Source organism: Nocardia yamanashiensis NBRC 100130, assembly GCF_001613325.1.
Taxonomy (GTDB): Bacteria; Actinomycetota; Actinomycetes; order Mycobacteriales; family Mycobacteriaceae; genus Nocardia; species Nocardia yamanashiensis.
In genome coordinates this window covers 1-865 of record NZ_BDCD01000078.1, presented here as the reverse complement: position 1 = coordinate 865, position 865 = coordinate 1, and the positions used below count along the sequence as shown (strand labels likewise).

Sequence of the window (865 nt, the reverse complement as noted above, 5' to 3'; positions counted from 1 at the left end):
CGACGCTGGTGGAGATGCCGCGTCACGGTGAGCGTTCCATGTGCTGTGGTGCCGGTGGCGCGCGCATGTGGATGGAAGAACAGCTCGGCAAGCGCATCAACGTCGACCGTGTCGATGAGGCCCTGTCCACGCTGAATGGTGGTAATGAGCCGTCGATGATCGCGACGGGTTGCCCGTTCTGCCGCGTCATGCTGACCGATGGTGTGACCGCGCGTAAGGACGGTGGCGAGGTCGGTCAGGGTGTCGAGGTGGTGGATGTGGCGCAGCTGATGCTGCAGTCCATCGACCGTATCGAGGCCGCGCAGCTGACCGAGAACCTGAAGGTGATTCAGGAACCGAAGGTCGAAGAGCCCGAACCGGTTTCCGAGCCCGAGCCCGTCAAGTCCGAAGCGGCCGTCGCCGAGGCTCCGGCCCCGGCGGCCGAGCCGAAGGCCGCACCGGCCGGTGGTGGCCTGGGGATGAAGGGTGGCCTGAAGCCGCCGGGTGGCGGCAAGGGTCTGGGCATGAAGGGCGGCCTCAAGGCCCCCGGCGCCAAGCCCGCCGCCGCGCCCGCCGAATCCGCTTCCGCCGCTCCGGCTTCCACCGAAGCCGCTCCGGCCGAAGGCACCCCGGCTCCGGCCAAGGGTCTCGCCATGAAGGGCGGCCTCAAGGCTCCCGGCGCCAAGCCGGGCGGCCTGGCCATGAAGGGCGGTCTGAAGACCCCCGGCGCGAAGGCCGCTCCCGCCGAGAGTGCCGCTCCCGCCGAGGCCGCTCCGGCCGAAGGCACTTCGGCTCCGGCCACCCCGGCCGCCAAGCCGGGCGGGCTCGCCATGAAGGGCGGGCTCAAGGCTCCGGGCGCCAAGCCCGGCGGCCTCGCGATGAAGGG

The 865-nt window shown here is 71.2% G+C and carries 1 protein-coding gene; it reads left to right on the top strand.

What is annotated here, in order from left to right; genetic code table 11:
* A partial coding sequence (locus NY1_RS41645) for a heterodisulfide reductase-related iron-sulfur binding cluster (protein WP_169815498.1) occupies positions 1-865 on the top strand: 865 nt, incomplete at both ends.